The 21,792-nt window shown below is 71.4% G+C and carries 18 protein-coding genes and 1 pseudogene; 13 read left to right on the plus strand and 6 right to left on the minus strand.

The annotated features are described in order from the left end of the window. From ACGFU7_RS44030 to ACGFU7_RS44045, 4 genes are all read left to right on the plus strand, one after another. Positions 1-195: flavodoxin-dependent (E)-4-hydroxy-3-methylbut-2-enyl-diphosphate synthase (locus ACGFU7_RS44030; RefSeq protein ID WP_351207671.1), on the plus strand; the 195-nt coding region annotated here is incomplete at its 5' end. A gap of 167 nt (positions 196-362) precedes the next feature. Next, on the plus strand, positions 363-1,208 hold the full coding sequence (locus ACGFU7_RS44035; protein ID WP_393704055.1) for a GNAT family N-acetyltransferase: 846 nt from the start codon (positions 363-365) through the stop codon (positions 1,206-1,208). Between the two features lie 64 nt (positions 1,209-1,272). Beyond that, complete coding sequence (locus ACGFU7_RS44040; protein ID WP_393704056.1) at positions 1,273-1,842, plus strand: GNAT family N-acetyltransferase; 570 nt, start codon at positions 1,273-1,275, stop codon at positions 1,840-1,842. 80 nt (positions 1,843-1,922) lie between these two features. Then, complete coding sequence (locus ACGFU7_RS44045) at positions 1,923-3,623, plus strand: proline--tRNA ligase (RefSeq protein ID WP_393704058.1); 1,701 nt, start codon at positions 1,923-1,925, stop codon at positions 3,621-3,623. A gap of 66 nt (positions 3,624-3,689) precedes the next feature. Here ACGFU7_RS44045 and ACGFU7_RS44050 read toward each other — a convergent pair whose 3' ends face one another. From ACGFU7_RS44050 to ACGFU7_RS44060, 3 genes are read right to left on the minus strand one after another with little or no spacing between them, the layout of a single operon-like run. Then, entirely contained in the window at positions 3,690-4,595 is a 906-nt protein-coding gene (locus tag ACGFU7_RS44050) for an aminoglycoside phosphotransferase family protein (protein WP_393704060.1), read from the minus strand. Between the two features lie 28 nt (positions 4,596-4,623). Then, on the minus strand, positions 4,624-5,142 hold the full coding sequence (locus ACGFU7_RS44055) for a ferritin-like domain-containing protein (RefSeq protein WP_393704061.1): 519 nt from the start codon (positions 5,140-5,142) through the stop codon (positions 4,624-4,626). Further along, entirely contained in the window at positions 5,139-5,666 is a 528-nt protein-coding gene (locus tag ACGFU7_RS44060; RefSeq protein WP_393704062.1) for a hypothetical protein, read from the minus strand. Before ACGFU7_RS44060 ends, ACGFU7_RS44055 begins: the two co-directional genes overlap by 4 nt. Before the next feature lie 176 nt (positions 5,667-5,842). On the opposite strand from ACGFU7_RS44060, the gene rimP reads away from it, so the two are divergent. The 9 genes from rimP to ACGFU7_RS44105 all read left to right on the plus strand — a co-directional run bounded on the left by rimP (position 5,843) and on the right by ACGFU7_RS44105 (position 17,921). Beyond that, entirely contained in the window at positions 5,843-6,340 is a 498-nt protein-coding gene (gene rimP, locus ACGFU7_RS44065; RefSeq protein ID WP_393704064.1) for a ribosome maturation factor RimP, read from the plus strand. Between the two features lie 2 nt (positions 6,341-6,342). Next, complete coding sequence (nusA, locus tag ACGFU7_RS44070) at positions 6,343-7,383, plus strand: transcription termination factor NusA (RefSeq protein ID WP_393704065.1); 1,041 nt, start codon at positions 6,343-6,345, stop codon at positions 7,381-7,383. A 185-nt stretch (positions 7,384-7,568) separates the two neighbouring features. Beyond that, positions 7,569-7,847 carry a YlxR family protein gene (locus ACGFU7_RS44075; protein ID WP_393704067.1) on the plus strand — a complete coding sequence of 93 codons (279 nt, stop codon included), beginning with the start codon at positions 7,569-7,571 and terminating at the stop codon, positions 7,845-7,847. A gap of 147 nt (positions 7,848-7,994) precedes the next feature. Next, complete coding sequence (gene infB, locus ACGFU7_RS44080; protein ID WP_393704069.1) at positions 7,995-11,132, plus strand: translation initiation factor IF-2; 3,138 nt, start codon at positions 7,995-7,997, stop codon at positions 11,130-11,132. Positions 11,133-11,300: 168 nt separating this feature from the next. After that, positions 11,301-11,597, plus strand: coding sequence for a DUF503 domain-containing protein (locus tag ACGFU7_RS44085; RefSeq protein WP_093894188.1), 297 nt, complete (start codon positions 11,301-11,303; stop codon positions 11,595-11,597). Between the two features lie 25 nt (positions 11,598-11,622). Beyond that, the gene (gene rbfA, locus ACGFU7_RS44090) at positions 11,623-12,066 is read left to right on the plus strand and encodes a 30S ribosome-binding factor RbfA (RefSeq protein ID WP_393704070.1); all 444 of its coding nucleotides are present in this window, start codon (positions 11,623-11,625) and stop codon (positions 12,064-12,066) included. After that, positions 12,063-12,962: a tRNA pseudouridine(55) synthase TruB gene (truB, locus tag ACGFU7_RS44095; RefSeq protein ID WP_393704072.1), complete on the plus strand. Its 900-nt coding sequence runs from the start codon at positions 12,063-12,065 to the stop codon at positions 12,960-12,962. Before rbfA ends, truB begins: the two co-directional genes overlap by 4 nt. Positions 12,963-13,162: 200 nt before the next feature. Continuing rightward, on the plus strand, positions 13,163-16,924 hold the full coding sequence (locus tag ACGFU7_RS44100; protein ID WP_393704073.1) for a trypsin-like peptidase domain-containing protein: 3,762 nt from the start codon (positions 13,163-13,165) through the stop codon (positions 16,922-16,924). Between the two features lie 43 nt (positions 16,925-16,967). Beyond that, positions 16,968-17,921 carry a bifunctional riboflavin kinase/FAD synthetase gene (locus ACGFU7_RS44105; RefSeq protein WP_393704074.1) on the plus strand — a complete coding sequence of 318 codons (954 nt, stop codon included), beginning with the start codon at positions 16,968-16,970 and terminating at the stop codon, positions 17,919-17,921. Positions 17,922-17,987: 66 nt separating this feature from the next. Here ACGFU7_RS44105 and ACGFU7_RS44110 read toward each other — a convergent pair whose 3' ends face one another. The 3 genes and pseudogenes from ACGFU7_RS44110 to ACGFU7_RS44120 all read right to left on the minus strand — a co-directional run. Further along, a complete protein-coding gene (locus tag ACGFU7_RS44110; protein ID WP_393704076.1) occupies positions 17,988-19,352 on the minus strand; it encodes an MFS transporter in 1,365 nt (454 codons plus the stop codon). A 193-nt stretch (positions 19,353-19,545) separates the two neighbouring features. Beyond that, the gene (locus tag ACGFU7_RS44115; protein ID WP_393704077.1) at positions 19,546-20,676 is read right to left on the minus strand and encodes a xanthine dehydrogenase family protein molybdopterin-binding subunit; all 1,131 of its coding nucleotides are present in this window, start codon (positions 20,674-20,676) and stop codon (positions 19,546-19,548) included. Then, positions 20,656-21,672 (minus strand): annotated as a pseudogene (locus ACGFU7_RS44120) (xanthine dehydrogenase family protein molybdopterin-binding subunit); the annotation flags it as partial. The gene ACGFU7_RS44115 and the pseudogene ACGFU7_RS44120, both read right to left, overlap by 21 nt. Positions 21,673-21,792 lie beyond the last annotated feature (120 nt).

The raw sequence follows: 21,792 nt of genomic DNA on the forward strand, positions 1-21,792 counted from the left end.
GGTGAGGCCCGTGAGGCGGATCTGGGTGTCGCGTCCGGGAACGGCAAGGGGCAGATCTTCGTCAAGGGCGAGGTCATCAAGACCGTGCCCGAGTCGAAGATCGTAGAGACGCTGATCGAAGAAGCCCTGAAGATCGCCGAGCAGATGGAGAAGGACGGCATCGCCTCCGGCGAGCCCCAGGTCTCCATCAGCTGAACCATGACTCGCACGACCGCGCCCCGCCGGACGAACACCGCCCGGCGGGGCGCGGTCGTGAGCGACCTCACGGTTCCCCGCGGACGCTGTTCCCGGGCACGGGCGGCGCCCCACAGCCTCTTTGGGTACAGTGCGGAAATCAGCAGACCGCATGGTGAGGCCCCCTCGTGTTGACGCAGACCACCACCCGGGTCCTCGAACCCAGCGACCTCGGCGCCGCTCTCGCCATCCTGGAGAGCGAACCCGTGGCCAATGCCTTCGTGACGTCCCGGGTCCAGATCGCAGGTCTCGATCCCTGGCGCCTCGGCGGCGAAATGTGGGGCTGGTACGCCGACGGACGGCTGCGCTCGCTGTGCTACTCGGGCGCCAACCTCGTACCGATCTGCGCCACCCGCGAGGCCGTCAGGGCCTTCGCCGACCGGGCCCGCCGGGTCGGCCGCCGCTGCTCCTCGATCGTCGGCCCCGCAGAGCCCACCACCCAGCTGTGGCGGCTCCTCGAACCCGGCTGGGGCCCCGCCCGCTCGGTCCGGGCCCATCAGCCGCTCATGGTCACCGAGAGCCCGTCCGCCGCAGTCACCCCCGACCCCCTGGTCCGCCGGATCCGCAAGGACGAGATGGATGTCCTGATGCCGGCCTGCGTGGCGATGTTCACCGAGGAGGTCGGCATCTCCCCGCTCGCGGGCGACGGCGGACTTCTCTACCAGGCACGCGTCGCCGAGCTCATCGGCGCCGGCCGCTCCTTCGCCCGGATCGAGGACGGCCGGGTCGTCTTCAAGGCGGAGATCGGCGCGGCCACCCCGCAGGCCTGCCAGATCCAGGGCGTCTGGGTCGCCCCCGAACACCGCGGCCGAGGACTCTCCGAGACCGGCATGGCGGCGGTCCTGCGCTACGCACTGGCCGATGTCGCACCCGTCGTCAGCCTGTACGTGAACGACTACAACACCCCTGCGCGCAAGGCCTACACCAGGGTCGGCTTCCGCGAGGCCGGCGCGTTCATGAGCGTGCTGTTCTGACCGGTCGGCGGCCGGTGCCACCGACCCGTACCACCCACCCCACCCGGGCCAGTAGGGTCGGCGCATGGCAGCAGTTTCCGGGGGCGGCCCCCACACTCCCAGCGTCCGGATCGGACCGGTCGATCTCGCCGCACGCGTGGACGAGGCGCTCGGCGTACAGGCCGTCGCCTTCGGACTGGGCCCGGAAGAGATCGAGGTACGGCGCCACATCGTCCTCAGACACCTCGACCACCCCTGCGCCCGCGCGCTGGGCGCCACCACCCCGGGCGGCCGGCTCGTCGGCTTCGTCTACGGCATGCCGAACGAACGCGGCCAGTGGTGGTCCACCGTCGTCGAGCCCTACCTCCGCGCCGGCGGCTGTGCGCACTGGCTCGACGACTCGTTCGTCATCACCGAGCTGCACGTACTGCCGGGCTTCCAGAACCGCGGTATCGGCCGCACGCTGATCACCGCCATCACGGACGCCGTCGACCAGCCCCGGTCCATCCTCTCCGCGATCGACACGGAGAGCCCGGCACGTGGTCTGTATCGCAGTCTCGGCTACCAGGACCTGGCCCGGCAGGTGCTCTTTCCCAGCGCTCCCAAGCCGTACGCGGTGATGGGAGCCCCGCTTCCGCTGCGTCGCAAGGGCTAGGACGGAAGACAATGGATTTCCGCCCACCCGTACCACCCGGCTAACCTCCTGCACATCACCCTTCCGAGCAGGAGTTCATCATGGCCCAGGTCCAGCGCATGTCCCGATTGATGATCAAGACACTGCGCGACGACCCGGCGGACGCCGAGACGCTCAACCACAAGCTGCTCGTCCGGGCCGGATACGTACGTCGCACGGCGGCCGGAATCTGGACCTGGCTGCCGCTCGGCAAGAAGGTCCTGGAGAACATCACCCGCGTCGTGCGCGAGGAGATGGACGCCATCGGCGGCCAGGAAGTGCTGCTGCCCGCGCTGCTCCCCAAGGAGTCGTACGACGCCAGCGGCCGCTACAACGAGTACGGCGATCTGCTCTTCAAGCTCAAGGACCGCAAGGGCGCCGAGTACCTCCTCGGCCCCACCCACGAAGAGATCTTCACCCAGGTCGTCAAGGATCAGATCACGTCCTACAAGGACCTGCCCGTGATCCTCTACCAGATCCAGACCAAGTACCGGGACGAGGCCCGCCCCCGCGCCGGTGTGCTGCGCGGCCGCGAGTTCCAGATGAAGGACTCGTACTCCTTCGACACCACGGACGAAGGGCTCGTCGAGGCGTACCAGCTGCACCGCGCCGCCTACATCCGGATCTTCGAGCGGCTCGGCCTCGACCACCGCATCGTCTCCGCCGTCTCCGGTGCGATGGGCGGCTCGGCCTCCGAGGAGTTCCTGGCCCCCGCCCCGGCCGGTGAGGACACCTTTGCCGACTGCCCCGCCTGCGACTACGCCGCCAACACCGAGGCCGTGACCTTCAAGGCCACCCCCGTGGACGGCTCGGCGCACGGCCCCGTCGAGGAGCTGGACACCCCCGACACCCCGACCATCGAGACGCTCGCCGCGCACCTGGGCGTCCAGGCCTCCGCGACCCTGAAGAACCTGCTGGTCAAGGTCGACGGCGAGATCGTCGCCGTGGGCGTGCCCGGTGACCGCGAGGTCGACCTCGGCAAGCTCGGCGAGCACCTCGCGCCCGCCGTCGTCGAGCTGGTCACCGCGGAGGACTTCGAGGGCCGCCCCGACCTGGTGCGCGGCTACGTCGGCCCGCAGGGTCTGGAGAAGGTCCGCTACATCGCCGACCCGCGCATCGCCGCCGGCACCGCATGGATCACCGGCGCGAACAAGCCCGGCACCCACGCGAAGAACGTCGTCGCCGGCCGTGACTTCGAGGTCGACGACTACCTCGACGTCGTCGCCGTCGAGGCGGGCGACCCCTGTCCCAAGTGCGGCACCGGCCTCAAGCTGGACCGCGCCATCGAGATCGGCCACATCTTCCAGCTGGGCCGCAAGTTCGCGGACGCCTTCCAGCTCGATGTGCTCGGCCAGAACGGCAAGCCGGTCCGGGTCACCATGGGCTCGTACGGCATCGGCGTCTCCCGCGCCGTCGCCGCGCTCGCCGAGCAGACCGCCGACGAGCAGGGGCTGTGCTGGCCCCGCGAGATCGCCCCGGCCGATGTCCATGTCGTCGCGGCGGGCAAGGCGCTCCAGACGGAACTGGCCCTCGACGTCGCCGAGAAGCTCGCCGCCGCCGGTGTGCGAGTCATGGTCGACGACCGCGCGGGCGTCTCGCCGGGTGTGAAGTTCACCGACGCCGAGCTGATCGGCATCCCGAAGATCCTGGTCGCCGGCCGCCGCTCGGCCGAGGGCGTCCTGGAGCTCAAGGACCGCCGTACGGGCGAGCGCGAGGAGCTCACGGTCGACGAGGCGATCGCCCGCCTGACCGTCCAGGGCTGACACCGCGACGCAAAGTCGTAGGCCCCCGCGCACCGGCGGGGGCCTACGACTTTTACGGGGACATGCCTACAGCCAGCCCGCGAACTCCAGCGTCAGCTCGCCCTCCTGGCGACGGCCGACCGCCAGCGCCCGGGTTCCCGACTCCACCGCGCGGAACAGCGTCCAGCCGTGCAGCCGTTCCCGGTCCACGTCCAGCGAATCGGCGAGCTTCTTGATCCGCCGACGGGCCGTCACCGGGCCGCCGGGGGAGGCGATCAGGTCCTCGACGCGGTCGCGCACCAGGCGCGCCAGATCGTAGGCCCGCTCACCGACCAGCGGCTCAGGACCGACCGTCAGCCAGGGCGCCCGCTCACCGGCGAGCACCTTGCTCTGGCGGAAGTTGCCGTGCAGCAGCAGGAGTTCGGGGGAGTGGGCGACCAGTTCCTCGCGCGCCGCGAGCGCCGCGGAGACCAGCGGCTCCAGGCTCGGGTCGGCCGCGGCGCAGGCGCGCATCGGCTCCGTGCAGCGTGCGGTCCGTTCGGTCACCGTCTCGAATCCATGGCCGGTCGGCGGCTCGACCCAGAGCCGGCGCACCGTCCCCGCCGCCTCCAGCAGCGCCTTCGCCTCCGGCAGCGAGCGCAGCGACACCTCGGGATGCAGCCGCTCGAGCAGCAGTGCGCCGGGGCCGTCGGCGAGGAGCTGCACCGCGCCCCAGCCGTTCCAGTGAGCGAGCGCCGCCCGCTCCAGCTCGGGTGCGGCCCCGGACGGGGCGAGCTTCAGCGCGGCCGGGGTGCCGTCGGAGCACGTCACCAGCAGGACCAGACTGCTGCGGCCCCCAGGGGCGGCGACCCGTTCCACGGTCAGCTTCTGCCCGGTCGAGGACAGCGCTTCCTCGGTCAGTGCGGGAAGCTGCGCAAGCCAGTCAGCGGCGGCCGCATCCCCGTACGACTCGCCGAGCGCTCGCACCAGACGCTGCGGCGGTTCGAAACCCATACGTGCTTTGTTCCCTTTCAGAGCTTCTTCAGTGCGTCGCACCGGTCCCGTTCGTCACATCGGTCCCGTGGATCGCGTCGGACCCGGCGCTCGCATTGGTCCCTGGCGTCGCGCCGGTCCCGTCGGCGGTCCGCTCGGCGAGCCCGGGAAAGGGTACGCCGCTGCCCCGCCAGCGCACCGCACGCACCGCGGCCTCCCGCAGCGCATCCGCGGCCACCCGCCTGAGCGGACCCGCGGCGGCCCGTACGAGATCGGAGTACACGTCCGCGACCCGGTCCTCCAGCAGGGCGGCCAGCCGCACCGCCGCACCCGGGTCCGGCACCGCGAACGGCAGAGCGTACGCGGCCTGAGCCGCCACCGGTTCACCGCCCAGGTCACGCACGGTCCGCACCAGCGCGTCGCGCCGGGCCCGGTGCGCGTGGTACGCGGCGGTGGCTTCGGCCCGGCGGCCGTCGGCGACCCGGCCGCCGACCACCCCGTATCCGTACACCGCCGCGTGTTCGGCGGCCAGGGCCGCCTGCGCCGCCTTCTGTGTCCCGGCGCTCATGACGAGGTCTCCTTGGCCAGTTCGGTCAGCAGAAAGGCATGGGCCGCGCCCGCCGCCGCGATCGACGCCAGCAGCCGGGCCAGCTCCGGCGGGGCCTTCATGAGGGCCGCCAGGTGCGCGTCCGCGGTGTGGCGCTCCGCCGCTGCCAGCTCCTTGACGGCGGCCTTGGCATCGGCCGCGCGCGACCGGGAGAACGCGAGCGCCTGCCCGCCATCGGGTGCCAGCGCCTTGGCATGGGCCCGTACGGCGTCCCGCAGCGGCGAGAGCCCGGCGGTGGTGGCCGGATGGGCCCTGACCACCTGCTCGTACCGGCCGAGCAGCTCCAAGCTGGTACGCGCGGCGGCCGCCCGGAGCTTCTTCTCCGCCCGCGCCGCGGAGGCCTGCTCGGCCGCGGTCCCTGCCCCGGTCCGGCCGGAGTCCTCCCCGCGCCCTGGCCCGTCACCGCAGCCGGCCAGCAATGCCCCCATGGCGATCGCTCCCGTCGCGGTGAACGCACCTCTGCGCGTCGTCCCCGTGCGCCGCACTTGTTCTCCTTCGGGCTTGGACCTGTCTTGACTGGATCTGTCCTGAAGTGATCACCGCAGGCGAGCGTACCCGCGGCCGCGGAGCAGGCGGACGGCAACACCCCTCGGGACCGGATACCCTTTGACCTGACACGCGAGATCCCCACAACAGCACACGCGGCCGAGGAGTCACCCGGATGAGCACCACCCAGAGCGAGAGGCTGCGCGGACTGCTCGAACCGCTCGTCAGCGCCGAGCAGCTGGATCTCGAAGAGATCGAGGTGTCCCGGGCGGGCCGCCGCCGGGTGCTGCGGATCACCGTGGACTCCGAAGAGGGCGTGGAGCTGGACACCTGCGCCGAGCTGAGCCGCGCGATCTCCGAGAAGCTGGACGAGACCGACGCGATGGGCGAGGACGAGTACGTCCTCGAAGTCAGCTCCCCCGGTGCCGACCGTCCGCTGACGGAGCACCGCCACTACGTACGTGCCACGGGCCGCCTGGCCAGGCTGCACCTGCGCGAGGGCGGCGAGCTGGTGGCTCGCATCCTCGCCGTGGACGAAGAAGGGCTCGACCTCGAAGTGCCGGGCGTCAAGGGCCGCAAGCCCACGTCCCGCCGGGTCGCCTTCGACGAGATCGCCAAGGCGCGCGTGGAGATCGAATTCAGCCGCAAGGACAAGAAGGAAGAGGAGGCGTAGCCGTGGACATCGATGTGAAGCTCTTGAGGGGCTTGGCACAGGACAAGGAGATCCCCTTCGACGTGCTCGTCGAGGCGATCGAGTCGGCCCTCCTCATCGCCTACCACCGTACGGACGGAAGCCACCGCCGCGCGCGCGTGAAGCTCGACGAGCGCGGCCATGTGACGGTGTGGGCGAAGGAGGACCCGGCCGACCTCGAAGAGGGCCAGGAGCCCAAGGAGTTCGACGACACCCCGTCCGGTTTCGGCCGGATCGCCGCGACCACCGCCAAGCAGGTCATCCTGCAGCGGCTGCGCGACGCCGAGGACGACAGGACGTTCGGCGAGTACGCCGGCCATGAGGGCGATGTCGTCACCGGCCTCGTCCAGCAGGGCAAGGACCCGAAGAACGTCCTGGTCGACATCGGCAAGCTGGAAGCGATCCTGCCGGTGCAGGAGCAGGTGCCGGGCGAGGAGTACACCCACGGCCTGCGTCTGCGTACGTATGTCGTACGGGTCGCCAAGGGCGTGCGCGGTCCGTCCGTGACGCTGTCGCGGACCCACCCCAACCTCGTGAAGAAGCTCTTCGCGCTGGAGGTCCCGGAGATCGCGGACGGTTCCGTCGAGATCTGCGCGATCGCCCGCGAGGCCGGTCACCGCACCAAGATCGCGGTCCGTTCGACCCGTTCCGGGCTGAATGCCAAGGGTGCCTGCATCGGCCCGATGGGTAGCCGGGTGCGCAATGTCATGGCCGAGCTGCACGGCGAGAAGATCGACATCGTGGACTGGTCGGACGACCCGGCCGAGATGGTCGCCAACGCCCTGTCGCCCGCACGGGTGAGCCAGGTCGAGGTCGTGGACCTCGGCGCACGGTCCGCCCGGGTCACCGTTCCGGACTACCAGCTGTCGCTCGCGATCGGCAAGGAGGGGCAGAATGCCCGCCTCGCCGCCCGCCTGACGGGCTGGCGCATCGACATCCGCCCGGACACCGAGACCGACGCCGAGCGCGACGTCGCCGACCGGGAGCGGGCCGAGCGGGCCCGCGAGCGTTCGGAGCGCGGCTGACCCGGCGGTCGCCCCGCAGTCGGCCCGCGCCGGACCTCCTGGAGCCGCCCCGAAAGGGGCGCCAGGGGCTGGATCACGCGGGCCGCAGGGAATACATCCGGGTGGCATGCCGCTGAAAACACGACAACATCCGTTCGATTTTTGCCCCAAAGGGGTGAGGTCGGTGCGGGGAGGTAGACTTAAACGTGTCTGGCCGGACGCACGCCCGCGCTTGCCCTGAGCGAACCTGTGTGGGATGCCGGGAGCGGGCGGCCAAGAGCGAGCTGCTGCGCATCGTCGCGGACGAGGACGCCTGCGTCCCTGATCCTCGCGGTACGCTGCCCGGCCGGGGTGCCTATGTACACCCCGCCTCTGTCTGTCTGGACCTGGCGGTTCGCCGCCGGGCCTTCCCTCGGGCCTTCAAGGCCAAGGGGCCGTTCGACCCCGCTGCGGTGCAGCGGTTCGTCGAGCGGGTGACATCGTAAGAAACGAACGGCACGGGTCCCCGTGCGGTCAGGTACCTCGCGAGTTGGAAGTAGGTCGAGATTGCGATGAGCACTCGATGAGTACGCGATGAGTACGCCCATGAAGTAGCGACGGTCCGGCGGTAACCCGGACCTAAAAGGAGCGAAGTGGCTAAGGTCCGGGTATACGAACTCGCCAAGGAGTTCGGCGTCGAGAGCAAGGTCGTCATGGCCAAGCTCCAAGAACTCGGTGAATTCGTCCGTTCGGCGTCCTCGACGATCGAGGCGCCGGTTGTACGCAAGTTGACTGACGCACTGCAGGGGCCCGGCGGCAACGCCGGCAAGTCCGCTGCAAAGCCTGGCGCTCCCCGCAAGGCGACGCCCGCAAAGCCCGCAGCGCCCTCCCCGGCCGCTGCGGCACGTCCCGCTGCCCCGAAGCCCGGCGCACCGGCCCCCAAGCCGGCAGCAGCCGCCGCCCCGGAGAGCAGCACCCCCGTAGCGCCTTCCGCGCCGTCTGCAGGCCCGCGTCCGGGCCCGAAGCCCGCGCCCAAGCCCGCTCCGGTGACTCCGGTCCCCGCTGCCGAGTTCTCGGCTCCGGCTCCGGCCCAGCCGGCTGCCCCTCAGCAGCAGCAGGCCCCGCGTCCCGCGGGTGCCACCCCCGGCCCGCGTCCCGCCCGTCCGGCCCCGGCCGGCGGTCAGCGTGACGGCGGTCAGCGTGACGGCGGCCGTGGTGGCGAGCGCGACGGTGGCCGTGGCGGCGAGCGTGGCGGCGACCGCCCCGCGCGTCCCGCAGGCCAGGGCGCCCCGCGTCCCGGCGGCGCACGTCCGGCGGGTCCCCGTCCGGGCAACAACCCCTTCACCTCCGGCGGCTCGACGGGCATGGCCCGTCCGCAGACGCCCCGTCCCGGCGGCGCCCCGCGTCCCGGTGGCGGTCAGGACCGTCCGGGCGCCCCGCGTCCGCAGGGTGGCCCCGGTGGCGCCCCGCGCCCGCAGGGTCAGGGCGGTGCCCGTCCCACTCCGGGCGGCATGCCCCGTCCGCAGGCTCCCCGTCCGGGCGGTGCCCCCGGTGGTAACCGTCCGAACCCGGGCATGATGCCGCAGCGTCCCGCTGCGGGCCCGCGTCCCGGTGGTGGCCCCGGCGGTGGCCGTGGTCCCGGTGGCGGCGGCGGTCGTCCCGGTGGCGGTGGCGGCGCAGGCCGTCCCGGTGGCGGCGGCTTCGCAGGCCGTCCGGCCGGTCCCGGTGGCGGCGGCGGCGGTTTCGCCGGTCGTCCCGGTGGTGGCGGTGGCGGTGGCGGCGCAGGCCGTCCCGGTGGTGGCGGCGGCTTCGGCGGTCGTCCCGGCTTCGGTGGACGTCCCGGCGGCCCCGGTGGCCGTGGTGGCACACAGGGTGCGTTCGGCCGTCCCGGCGGTCCCGCGCGTCGTGGTCGCAAGTCGAAGCGGCAGAGGCGCCAGGAGTACGAGGCCATGCAGGCCCCGTCGGTGGGCGGCGTCATGCTGCCTCGCGGCAACGGACAGTCCGTCCGCCTGTCGCGCGGTGCCTCGCTGACCGACTTCGCCGAGAAGATCAACGCCAACCCGGCGTCGCTCGTCGGCGTGATGATGAACCTCGGCGAGATGGTCACTGCCACGCAGTCCGTCTCCGACGAGACGCTGAAGCTCCTCGCGGACGAGATGAACTTCGTCCTCGAGATCGTCAGCCCCGAGGAGGAGGACCGCGAGCTGCTCGAGTCCTTCGACATCGAGTTCGGCGAGGACGAGGGCGGCGAAGAGGCTCTGGTCTCCCGTCCGCCGGTCGTGACCGTCATGGGTCACGTCGACCACGGTAAGACCCGACTTCTGGACGCGATCCGCAAGACGAACGTCGTTGCGGGCGAGGCCGGCGGTATTACGCAGCACATCGGTGCGTACCAGGTCTCCTCCGAGGTCAACGGCGAGGACCGCAGGATCACCTTCATCGACACCCCGGGTCACGAGGCGTTCACCGCCATGCGTGCCCGTGGTGCGAAGTCCACCGACATCGCGATCCTCGTGGTGGCGGCGAACGACGGTGTGATGCCCCAGACGATCGAGGCGCTGAACCACGCCAAGGCGGCCGACGTGCCGATCGTGGTCGCGGTCAACAAGATCGACGTCGAGGGTGCGGACCCGACCAAGGTGCGCGGTCAGCTCACCGAGTTCGGTCTGGTGGCCGAGGAGTACGGCGGCGACACGATGTTCGTCGACATCTCCGCCAAGCAGGGCCTCAACATCGAGGCTCTTCTGGAGGCCGTCGTCCTCACCGCCGACGCCTCGCTCGACCTGCGGGCCAACCCGGAGCAGGATGCTCAGGGTATTGCGATCGAGTCCCACCTCGACCGCGGCCGCGGTGCCGTTGCGACCGTCCTGGTCCAGCGAGGCACCCTGCGGGTCGGCGACACGATGGTGGTCGGCGACGCGTACGGCCGAGTCCGCGCGATGCTCGACGACAAGGGCGAGAACGTCGAGGAAGCGGGTCCGTCGACCCCCGTCCTCGTGCTGGGTCTCACCAACGTCCCGGGTGCCGGCGACAACTTCCTGGTGGTCGACGAGGACCGTACGGCCCGTCAGATCGCCGAGAAGCGTGCCGCTCGTGAGCGCAACGCCAACTTCGCCCGCAAGGGTGTCCGGTTCTCCCTGGAGAACCTGGACGAGGCGCTCAAGGCCGGTCTGGTCCAGGAGCTCAACCTCATCATCAAGGGCGACGCGTCCGGTTCGGTGGAGGCTCTCGAGTCCTCGCTGCTCCAGCTCGACGTCGGTGAAGAGGTCGACATCCGGGTCCTGCACCGCGGTGTGGGTGCGGTCACCGAGTCGGACATCGACCTGGCGACCGGCTCCGACGCCATCGTGATCGGCTTCAACGTGCGCGCCGCAGGGCGTGCCGCGCAGATGGCCGAGCGCGAAGGCGTGGACGTCCGGTACTACTCGGTCATCTACCAGGCGATCGAAGAGATCGAAGCGGCCCTCAAGGGCATGCTCAAGCCGGAGTACGAAGAGGTCGAGCTCGGTACGGCGGAGATCCGCGAGATCTTCCGCTCGTCCAAGCTGGGCAACATCGCCGGTGTGCTGGTCCGGTCCGGCGAGGTCAAGCGCAACACCAAGGCGCGCCTGCTGCGCGATGGCAAGGTCATCGCGGAGAACCTCAACATCTCCGGTCTGCGCCGCTTCAAGGACGACGTCACCGAGATCCGCGAAGGCTTCGAGGGCGGTATCAACCTCGGAAACTTCAACGACATCAAGATCGACGACGTCATCGCGACGTACGAGATGCGCGAGAAGCCGCGAGGCTGACCCGCAGGGATTTCTGGGGGACACCCCCCAGACCCCCCTTCAACAGTCGGGGCCGGTCGACGGGTCGTATTTCCGTCGATCGGCCCCGGCCGTTCCGTGTACGGTTCTTGTGTCCCTGCCAAGCGCTGGCAGGGCGCGAACCCGAACCGGCGGGACATCCGGACATACATGTATGTGGGGACACTGTCCTTCGATCTGCTTCTCGGCGACGTACGGTCGTTGAAGGAGAAGCGCTCCATCGTCCGTCCGATCGTCGCCGAGCTCCAGCGCAAATACGCGGTGAGTGCGGCGGAGGTGGGCGGTCAGGATCTCCATCGCAGGGCCGAGATCGGCCTCGCCGTGGTCTCCGGGGACACCGGACACCTCACAGACGTACTCGACCGGTGCGAGCGGCTGATTGCCGGCCGGCCCGAGGTGGAGCTGTTGTCCGTACGACGACGGCTGCACAGCGACGAAGACGATTGAGCAAGGCAAAGAAGGAGACGGACCAGTGGCCGACAACGCGCGGGCGAAGAAGCTGGCGGACCTCATCCAGGAGGTGGTCGCCGAGAAACTGCAGCGCGGTATCAAGGACCCGCGTCTGGGTACGCACGTGACCATCACGGACACCCGGGTCACCGGTGATCTGCGGGAGGCCACGGTCTTCTATACGGTCTACGGTGACGACGAGGAGCGGGCGAGCGCGGCGGCCGGCCTGGAGAGCGCCAAGGGCATCCTGCGTTCGGCGGTCGGAGCGGCGGCGGGGACGAAGTTCACCCCCACGCTGGCCTTCGTGGCCGACGCCCTTCCGGAGAACGCCAAGGCGATCGAGGACCTCCTCGACCGGGCACGGGCCTCGGACGCACGGGTGCGCGAGGTGTCCTCGGGCGCCACGTACGCCGGTGGCGCCGACCCGTACCGCAAGGCGGAGGACGAGGACGAAACCTCCGAATGACATCGCAGAACAAGACGCCGGACGGCCTTGTCATTGTCGACAAGCCGTCCGGCTTCACTTCGCACGACGTCGTCGCCAAGATGCGCGGCATCGCCCGGACCCGCCGCGTCGGCCATGCCGGCACGCTGGATCCGATGGCGACTGGCGTTCTCGTGCTCGGTGTGGAGAAGGCCACCAAGCTGCTGGGCCATCTCGCACTGACCGAGAAGGAGTACCTCGGCACGATCCGGCTCGGCCAGAACACCATCACGGACGACGCGGAGGGCGAGATCACCTCGTCCACCGATGCGTCCGGTGTGACCCGTGAGGGCATCGACGCCGGGGTCGCGGCACTGACCGGACCGATCATGCAGGTGCCGTCCAAGGTCAGCGCCATCAAGATCGACGGCAAGCGGTCCTACGCACGGGTGCGCGGCGGCGAGGAGTTCGAGATCCCGGCCAGGCCGGTGACGATCTCGTCCTTCAACGTCTACGACGTCCGCGAGGCGGTCGCCGAGGACGGGACGCCGGTCGTCGACCTGGTCGTCTCCGTCGTCTGTTCCTCGGGTACGTACATCCGGGCGATCGCCCGCGATCTCGGCGCCGGGCTCGGAGTCGGCGGGCATCTGACCGCACTGCGGCGCACCAGGGTCGGGCCGTACGGTCTCGACATGGCGCGGACGCTCGATCAGCACCAGCAGGAGCTGACCGTGATGCCGGTGGCCGAGGCCGCCGCCTCGGCGTTCCCCCGCTGGGACGTGGACGAGAAGCGCGCCAAGCTGCTGCTGAACGGGGTGCGGCTGGACATGCCGGCCTTCCCACCGGGACCGGTCGGGGTCTTCGGGCCCGACGGGCGGTTCCTGGTGCTGGTCGAGGAGCAGAAGGGCAAGGCCAAGAGCCTTGCCGTCTTCGCCTGACCGGCGACCCGGGTTCTGAGACCCCATCGTGGAGCGGGCGGGGCCCCTGCGCCCGCTCCACGATCCCCCAACGGTTTCTGTCCACCGGACGCCCTGAATTCACCCCAATGAGCAGGCGCTCGGAGTGAATCAGGGGTGCATTCGGGGGCGCTTTTACTCCGAGTGGTACGCGCTGATCGTCGCCGCCCTAACGTCGGATCATGGGAAGCGGGGACCGGGCAGCGCTGGTACGTATCTGCGATTCGGCCGGTCGGCCGCGGGGGACCGGATTCGTCGCCGACGACCGGGGCACGGTGGTGACCAGCCACGAAGCGGTCGACGGTCTCACCCGGCTCGTCCTGCACGGAACGGACGGTCGCAGCTGCCCCGTCGAGGCCGCCGATGTCACCGCGCTGCCCGACCTGGACCTCGCCCTGCTGCGCACCGGAGGGCTCTGCGCGCTCGGTGTGGAGCCGACGCCGATCGTCCTACGGGACCGGATCGACGCCGGTACGTATGTGACGATCGCCGCCCACGGCTGGCGCGAGGCTCGGGTGCTCGGCGCGGCCCCGGTGACGTACACCGCGAACGGCCGCTCCCATCGGATCGGCGCAGCGTTGGAGCTGGCGCTCGGTACGGACGGCAGAGACGCGCTGCGGCTCGGCGGTGCGGCCGTGGGCGGGCCCGTCCTCGATCCGGAGAGCGGCGCGGTCATCGCCGTGCTGGGCACCGCGCTGCGCGCCGGGCATCCCGCCGCAGGGTTCGCGGTGCCGCTCGGGGGCGCGGGCACCGACGGTCCGCTGGACGCGCTGCTGCGGCGCAACGCGACGAGCGTTCCCGGATACGGGCGCGACCTGAATCTCGCGGGGGCCCTGCACCTCACCGCGACCTCGCTCGGCTCGGCGGGCGGGCCGGACGGCTGTTCCGATCCGGTCGAACGCCCGGACGTCATCGCGGAATTCACCGCCTTCTCGGCCCCCGGCCGCCCCTCGTCCGCGCCGCACGGCCCCGCCGTGGTCCTCGGCCTCGTCGGAGCGCCGGGCACCGGCCGTACCACCGAACTGGCCGCACTCGCCGCCCGCCGGGCCCGCGGCTCCGTACCCGCACCGACCCTCTGGCTGCGCGGCGCCGATCTGCTGGCCGACGACACCTCGGTCGCCGACGCGATCGCCCGTACGCTCCGGCGGGCCGGGCGGATCGTCACCGCCGCCGGTGCGAGGGGTGACATGGCGAGCGCCACCCCCGAGCGGGTGGCCGGGCTGGCCGAAGAGTCCGGGAGCCCGCTGCTCGTCCTGCTGGACGGCCCGGAGGAGATGCCTCCCGTACTGGCCCACGGGCTGGCCCGGTGGACCACGGGCACCGTCGACTGGCTGCGGGGGAGCGGGGCGCGGCTCGTGGTCGCCTGCACGCCCGAGCACTGGGAGACCGCCGGTGCGCTCTGCCCGCCCGGTGCCCTGTACCGCCCGGCCAGGCCTGCGAGGCGGCTGCCGTCGGCGGTCCGCCTCGGCGACCTCACCGCGAGCCAGGCCGAACAGGCCCGGGAGCGGTACGCCCTCCCGCCCGATGCGCTCGCCCCCGGCCACGACCGGCACCCGCTCACCCTGCGCCTTCTCGCGGAGGTGCGCGAGGCCCTGCCCGGGGACGTCGCCGGACAGCCGGACGCGGAGGACGTCTTCGGCGCCCACCTGGACCTGATGTGCCTGCGCATCGCGGTCCGTATCGCAGCCGGATCGGGCCCGGCACCCGGCGGCACCGCGGTCCGCCGGCTGGCCGCGCAGGTGGCGGGGCAGGTCCACGAAGCGGCGCGGCGCTGTCTGGGCCCCGGACAGGGAGAGCTGGACCGGGCGGCGTTCGAGGAGGTGTTCCCCTGGCGCACGGGCTGGGCGTCGGCGGTCCTCACCGAGGGCCTGCTCGTCCCGGCGGGAGCGGGCTACCGATTCGCGTACGAGGAGCTGGGGGACTGGGTGCAGGGCGCCCACCTGGACCTGAACGCGGCGCTGCACGCGCTGGTCCACCGGTGGCATGTGGAGGACGGGGCGGTGGCAATGGCGGCGGAGCCCCGCGTTCCGCAGCCTAGGAGGCCGCGCACCGGGCGCAGCCGGGGGCCCGTGCCGGAAGTTGTGGCGGCTGCCGGGGCGTCCAAGGAGCCGCGAACGGGGTTCAGCCGCGGGCCCGCGCCGGATGCCGCAGCGGAAGCCGGGCCGGCGACCGGGCCGCGCACCCTGCCCGTACCGCGCCATCGGATCGGCCCGGTGATCCAGGCCCTGCTGCTCCTGGGCCGTCGCCAGGGCCCTGCCGCGCTGGCGCGCCGGCTGGCCGATCTCATCGAGGCCCTGGACCGGCTGTCGACGAAGGAGGCGGGGGTGGGGTCGCGTGCCGAGGCCCGCCATGACGCCCGCTGGTGGGCGGTCCACCTGCTCTCGGAGACTCTGCTCCGGGTGCCCGACGCCCGGCCCCACCTCGGCGTGCTGCGGCTGCTCGCCGGCCGTATCGTCCGGCGAGCGGCCACGGGCGGGCCGGGGAGCCCGGGGGCGTACGCCGGGTTCGGGCCGTGGTTCTGGCGGCGCCTGAGGCTGCCCGAGGCGGACCGGATCGATCTGTTCCGGCGGCTCGTCCCTGCCGACGGCCTGCGCAGGGCCGACCCCCGTGGTGACGGTGACCACACCTGCGACCCGTACCCCGACGGCGACAGCGGCGAGCGATTTCTCGATGCCGTCGCGCGGCGTCTCGTCGCGCAGCCCCGGACCGTACAGCCGCTGCTCTGCGGCTGGTTCACCGACGAGCGCCCTCTCCCTGCCGAGGAGGGCATCGCGATCCGCCCGACCGTGGCCGCCGCCGCTCAGGCGCTGCTCTACGCCCGCCGGGACCTGGCCGTCGACGATCTGACCGACGCACTCGTCTCGACCGCCCACCCCCGGGCCGAGGAGCTGCTCGCCGCGCTGGCCGAGGACGAGCCCTCCGCGCTGTGCCGGGCCGTCGACCGCTGGGCCCGTGACGAGGACCGGTGCGCCCGCCGGTCCGCCGCCGCCTCGTACGTGCTGGTCACGGCCGCGCACGTCACCCTCGACGCCGACCGCGAGCTGCTGCGCGGAGCCGCCCTCGCCCTGCTGGCCCGCCCGGCCGACGCCTCACTGCACGGGGCCGCGCTCACCCTCCTCGTACAGGATCCGCAGACCAGGGACCGCTACCTCCCACAGGCGCTGCGGGCCTTCGTCGCGGGCGGGCCGCAGCTGCCCGCCGACGTACTCGCCAACGCGCTGCCCTCCCATCCGCAGCAGGTGCTCACCGCGTTCCGGGAGCGGCTCACCCGGCCCGACGAGGGGGCGGGCGAGGTGCTGTGCTCACTCGCCGGGATCGACGCCCCCGCGCTGGCCCTGCACGCCGCCGGGCTGGTGCGGGCGTACATCGACAGCCACCCGGACGACGCCGTACACACCGCCTCGTACATCGACCGGAGGCTGGAGCACGGACCCGCCGCCCGCGCCCTGCTGCTGCCCCTGGTGACCGGACTGCTGCGGGACCGTCCTGTGCCGCCGCCGGTGCGCGGCGCGCTCGCCGGGGTGCTCGCCGCGCCCGGCAGCCCCGCCTCCGGGCAGTTGAGGGGCGAGCTGCTGGAGGTCCTGCTGGAATTCGAGCAGGACGCCCACCGCGACCCGGCCGTGCTCGACGCCTTGCTGCGGGCTGCCGCGACCGGCTCCGGCGAGCGCGCACCGGCCCGCACCCGTGCCCTGGTCCACCGCACCGGGATGCTGCTGGTCCGTACCCCCGAGGGCGCGGTCCGCTTCGACCGCCTGCTGGTCGAACTCGCTCGTGACGTGCCCGGATTCTCCGCCCTGGTCACCGGGTGGCTGGCCGACGCCCCGCAGGAGTGGGCGGCGCTCGTCGGCCCGAGTGCGCGGCGGACGGTGGAGGCGCTGGGAAGCCCGAAGACGATGCCGATGCAGGCCGCGGGGCGTGAGCATGGCAGTCTTAGACCTGCGTAACAGGCAATCTCACGTACACAGGTTCGGGCGAGGAGCGGTCACAGTGCAGCGCTGGCGTGGCTTGGAGGACATCCCCCAGGACTGGGGACGCAGCGTCGTCACCATCGGCTCCTATGACGGGGTGCACCGCGGACACCAGCTGATCATCGGGCGGGCCGTGGAGCGGGCACGCGAGCTGGGCGTGCCGTCGGTCGTGGTGACCTTCGACCCGCATCCCAGCGAGGTCGTACGGCCCGGCAGCCACCCGCCGCTGCTCGCCCCGCACCACCGGCGCGCCGAGCTGATGGCGGAGGTGGGGGTGGACGCGATGCTGATCCTGCCGTTCACCACCGAGTTCTCGAAGCTGGCGCCGGCCGACTTCATCGTGAAGGTCCTCGTCGACAAGCTGCACGCGCAGCTGGTCATCGAGGGCCCCAACTTCCGCTTCGGTCACAAGGCGGCCGGGAATGTGCGGCTGCTCACCGAGTTCGGTGAGACGTACGACTACGGCGTCGAGGTCATCGACCTGTCTGTGAGCGGCGAGGCGGGCGGCGGCGAGCCGTTCTCCTCCACCCTCACCCGACGGCTGGTCGCCGAGGGCGATGTCGCGGGCGCCGCCGAGATCCTGGGCCGGCCGCACCGGGTGGAGGGCGTCGTGGTCCGCGGCGCACAGCGCGGCCGTGAGATGGGCTTCCCCACGGCCAACGTGGAGACCCTGCCGCACACCGCGATCCCCGCCGACGGCGTCTACGCGGGCTGGCTCGAAGTGAACGGCGAGGCGATGCCCGCCGCGATCTCGGTCGGCACGAACCCGCAGTTCGACGGCACGGAGCGGACGGTGGAGGCGTACGCGATCGACCGCGTCGGCCTCGACCTGTACGGGCTCCATGTCTCGGTGGACTTCCTCGCGTACGTACGCGGGATGCTGAAGTTCGACTCGATCGACGACCTGCTCGTGGCGATGGCCGCCGATGTGAAGCGGTGCAGCGAGCTGATCTCCGCGTACGAGCGCGGCTGAACCTTTCCGCGTACACGACCTGGGCCGGGACCGTAGAAAACGGTCCCGGCCCAGGTCGTGTCGCCATCAGCTGTTCAGCTCCTCCAGCGTGCGGCCCTTGGTCTCCACGGCGAACCATGCGACCACGGCGCCGGCCACCGCGACGCAGCCCAGCTGGGTGAAGACCATCGCGAGGCTGCCGCCCGAGCCGATGATCGCGCCCACCACGATCGGCCCGAGGATGACTCCGAGCCGGTTCCACACCCCGCCGAACGACGCCCCGCGCGCCCGGCTGCGGGTCGGGTACAGCTCGGGTGTGTACAGGTAGAGGCTGACATTGGTGGCGAACACGAAGAGCGTCGCCACCGAGGCCCAGACCGCGACCTGGCCGCCCGAGGTGGCGCCGGAGACGGCCAGCGAGAGCAGCGCGACCGCCGCGCCGCCGAGCCCGATGGTGAGCGAGATCCGGCGTCCCACCTTGTCGATGACCAGCGCGACCAGGAGACAGCCGATCAGCCCGGTCACATTGGACAGCAGCGCGTAGTTCAGGGCGGTCCGCAGATCCAGGCCGAACGTCCTGGTGTAGAGCGAGGGCAACCAGGTCGCGATGCCGTGGTTGACGTAGTACGCGACGAACCACAGTGCCGAGACGACCAGCGTGCGCCGCAGATAGCGGCCCGTGAACAGATCGCGCAGCCCGCCGCGTGCCGTCTCGACGGGCGTCGCGGGACCGGGCTCCGGCAACTGCGCTCCGATGGACTTCGCCACGTCCTTCTCGATCCGGGCGATGACCTCCTCGGCTTCCTCGACCCTGCCGCGCGAAAGCAGCCAGCGGGGCGACTCGGGCACCTGGCGGCGCAGGACGACGACCAGCAGCACGGGCAGAGCGCCGATCAGGAACATGACCCGCCAGCCGAAGCTGGGCACCACCCAGCTGGCGACGAGCGTCGCCGAGGCGAGACCGGCCGGGAAGATCAGCTCGTAGAGCAGCACGAACCGGCCGCGGTGGTCGGCCCGGGCGATCTCATTGATGTACGTGGCGGCGACGGGCACCACGCCGCCGATGCCGAGGCCCTGGACGAACCGGAAGGCGGTGAACAGGGCGAAACCCGGGGAGACGGCGACGGCGAGGCTGGCCAGCGCGGTCACGGCGACGCCGAGCGCGACCGTCCGGACCCGGCCGATGCGGTCGCCGAGCCAGCCGGCGACCAGCGCACCGAGGAGCATGCCGACCGAACCGCTGGTGACGATCATCGTGCCCTGACCGGTGCTCAGCTTCCACTGTTCGGTCAGGACGGGCAGTGCGGAGGCGGTCAGCAGCTGATCGAACGCCTCGAAGAAGGTGACGGTGCCGATGAGCGTGCGGACCTTGATGTGCCAACGGGAGCTCGGCAGGCGTTCGAGCCTGGCCGAGATGGAGCTCACGGTGGGGCCGGTGGCCACGACTGACATGGGAATCCTTCCGCGAACAGAGGAGTTGCGGTGACCCTAGGAAGAAGTGTCTTAGGGGTCAATAACTGAGCACTTAGATTTCATAACGAAGTGGAACCTTGTTTGAACAGGTGTTTTATCGTGATCTCGGGCATACGGGCATGGCTCACCGGCCCGTGGCGACGAGTGTCACGGGCCGGTGGGCGGGGCGGGATCAGCGCCGGTCGATGCGCTCCCCGGACAGTGAGCGCATGGCGTCGAAGACCCGCTCGGGCGAGAGCGGCAGAGTGGTCACCCGGGCGCCCGTGGCGTCCTGCACGGCATTGGCGACGGCCGCCGCGATGGGCACCATGGTTCCCTCGCCGGCCCCCTTGGCGCCGAACGGGCCGGGCCCGTGCCCCTGTTCCTGGGTGATCGAGACGAAACGAGCGGGCAGGTCCTCGGCCATCGGCACCCGGTACTCCAGTGCCTCGCCGTTCAGCAGTGCGCCGTCCTCGTACCGCATCTCCTCGAACATCGCCTGGGCCAGGCCCATCACGGCGGCGCCCTCGTCCTGGCCGCGGCAGATCAGCTTGTTCACGGCGCGGCCGACATCGCCGCTGGCGACCAGCTGAAGCACCGTCACCTTGCCGGTGTCCGGGTCGACCTCGACCTCGGCGCCGGCCCAGCCGATCTCCCAGAACAGACAGGGCGACTCCAGCGGGGCGTCGGGGGAGAGCGGCGCCTTGAAGTGGCCCTCGCCGTGGAACTCGTACCCCGTACCGCCGAAGACCGCGGCCACCAGGCCCGGCAGCGGGACGGACTCCTCCTCCCCGCGCCGTACCGCCCAGTCCCGCAAGGTGAGTTCGGCGGGGTCGCAGCCGAGCCGGCCGGCGGCGAACGCGAGCACCTTCGACCGCGCGTCCTCGGCCGCCCGGAGCACCGCACGGCCCATCACCGTCATCCCGGACGAGGCGTTGGTGCCCTGGTCGTAGGGGGTGACGTCGGTGCTGATCGGGGCGTAACGCACCTGCTCCAGCGGTACGCCCAGCACCTCGGCGGCCACCTGGCAGAGCGTGGTGGACGCGCCCTGGCCGATCTCGACCGTGCCGGAGCTGACATAGACCGAACCGGTCGCCGTGATCTTCACCCTGGCCTGCGCGGGTTTGTTCACCCCGCCGCCGTCCTTGAAACCGATGGCCAGCCCCATGCCGCGGTTCGCCGCGCGCTCGCGCCCGTGATAGCCGAGCGCCCCCGTCACCGCGTCCAGGCCTTCGACCAGATCGCTGTCCATCCCGCTCTCACCCGGCACGAACGGCTCCCCGAGCCGTTTGAGGTTCTTCACCCGCAGCTCGTACGGATCCATCCCGAGCCGCTGCGCGATCATGTCGACCTGGCTCTCGCTCGCCCAGGTCGCCTGCGTCGCGCCGAAACCGCGGAACGGCCCGGCGGGTGTGGTCGTCGTCATCACACAGGCGCTGGAGGAGCGGATGTGCTGCCATCGGTACGGCCCCGGCATCCGGTAACAGGCCTTCTCCGCGACCAGCGGGCTGCCGTCGGAGTACGCGCCCGCGTCCAGCAGCACCTCGCTCTCCCGGGCGACGAAGGTGCCGTCGGCCCGCACACCCGTCTTCACCTTCAGTACAGCGGCGTGCTGGCTCAGCGTGAGGAAACCCTCCTCCGTCGTCAGGCAGTAGCGCACCGGACGGCCCGCCGCCCTCGACAGCAGGATGGCGATCGGCTCGGTCTTGCAGTTGTGCTTCGAACCGAAGCCGCCGCCGACGAACGGCACATGGACATGGATCCGGCTCTCCGGCGTCCGCAGCACCCGGGCCAGCTCCTTGCGCAGCGGGAACGGGTTCTGGGTCGAGGTCCAGATCTCGATCTCCGCGCCGCGCACATCGGCGACCGTGACGAACGGCTCCAGATGGAAGTGGTTCATCCGGGAGAAGGCGAAGGTGTCCTCGAAGATGTGGTCGCAGTCGTCCCATACGGAGTCGGGACCGGTCTCGTACCGGAACTCGTAACAGACGTTCTTCCGCGGCCGCAGAAAGCCGGACGCGCCCGTTCCGTACGGCGGGACGATGCCCGGCGGGGCTTGTTCGAACAGCTCGGGGGCGTCCGGAGCGAGCGCCGCCTCGATGTCGGGGACGGCCGGCAGCGGCTCGTACACCACCTCGATCAGCTCCAGCGCGTGCAGCGCCACCGCTTCGTCGTCGGCGGCGACGGCTGCCACCACATCGCCCGCGTACCGGACCAGGTCCATGGCGACGACCGGCTGGTCCTTGATGAAGTAGCCGTAGGTGGGGTCGAGTCCGTCGAGTTCCTCACGGGTCAGAACGGCATGCACGCCGGGCAGCGCCCGGGCCTTGGCGCAAGGCCGGGTAGTTAGGGCCTGCGGAGAAACAAGTCGTTGCTTCCGTCGTTGCTCGTCGTTGTTGTGCTATGGGGATGTCGGAGGGGACCGAGGCAGGGCTGGCGG

Origin of the sequence: Streptomyces sp. NPDC048473, from assembly GCF_043200155.1 — a bacterium.
GTDB lineage: Bacteria > Actinomycetota > Actinomycetes > Streptomycetales > Streptomycetaceae > Streptomyces.

Coding starts and splice junctions, on each gene's coding strand:
- ACGFU7_RS44040 (WP_393704056.1), top strand. CDS start 1,273: ATGGCAGCAGTTTCCGGGGGCGGCCCCCACACTCCCAGCGTCCGGATC.
- ACGFU7_RS44045 (WP_393704058.1), top strand. CDS start 1,923: ATGGCCCAGGTCCAGCGCATGTCCCGATTGATGATCAAGACACTGCGC.
- ACGFU7_RS44050 (WP_393704060.1), bottom strand. CDS start 4,595: ATGGGTTTCGAACCGCCGCAGCGTCTGGTGCGAGCGCTCGGCGAGTCG.
- ACGFU7_RS44055 (WP_393704061.1), bottom strand. CDS start 5,142: ATGAGCGCCGGGACACAGAAGGCGGCGCAGGCGGCCCTGGCCGCCGAA.
- rimP (WP_393704064.1), top strand. CDS start 5,843: ATGAGCACCACCCAGAGCGAGAGGCTGCGCGGACTGCTCGAACCGCTC.
- ACGFU7_RS44085 (WP_093894188.1), top strand. CDS start 11,301: ATGTATGTGGGGACACTGTCCTTCGATCTGCTTCTCGGCGACGTACGG.
- truB (WP_393704072.1), top strand. CDS start 12,063: ATGACATCGCAGAACAAGACGCCGGACGGCCTTGTCATTGTCGACAAG.
- ACGFU7_RS44100 (WP_393704073.1), top strand. CDS start 13,163: ATGGGAAGCGGGGACCGGGCAGCGCTGGTACGTATCTGCGATTCGGCC.
- ACGFU7_RS44110 (WP_393704076.1), bottom strand. CDS start 19,352: ATGTCAGTCGTGGCCACCGGCCCCACCGTGAGCTCCATCTCGGCCAGG.
- ACGFU7_RS44115 (WP_393704077.1), bottom strand. CDS start 20,676: ATGGATCCGTACGAGCTGCGGGTGAAGAACCTCAAACGGCTCGGGGAG.